The 275-nt window shown below is 56.4% G+C and carries 1 protein-coding gene; it reads left to right on the top strand.

All coding sequences use genetic code 11. The features are described from left to right. A partial coding sequence (locus EOD29_RS36270; RefSeq protein ID WP_164763936.1) for a hypothetical protein occupies positions 1 to 275 on the top strand: 275 nt, incomplete at both ends.

The raw sequence follows: 275 nt of genomic DNA, 5'->3' as shown, positions 1-275 counted from the left end.
CGTTCTTTTGCGGATGCGTTCACCGATTTGCTCGATCCCTCGCTGGTTCCTGCAACTGCCGCCGGTTTTGTGAACGGGACCGCTCGGTATGTTGGCTTTAACCGCTCGCGCCTGCGCGATGCTTCCGAGCGCTATGTTCCAGTTGAAGACTATATTGCATGGACGGCAGAAATTGCCGCTGATTTCGCGGATGCTGATAGAAAGCGGAGCAGTGTCTTCGGGCGCTATGCAGTGTTGGTCGAGGATATTGCCAGCCATGAAGCCCGGCCGGTTTC

It is taken from the genome of Mesorhizobium sp. M1A.T.Ca.IN.004.03.1.1, from assembly GCF_003997555.1.
Classification (GTDB): domain Bacteria; phylum Pseudomonadota; class Alphaproteobacteria; order Rhizobiales; family Rhizobiaceae; genus Mesorhizobium.
Note: the sequence above shows the minus strand (reverse complement) of the source record. Positions and strands in the feature narration are given on the sequence as shown.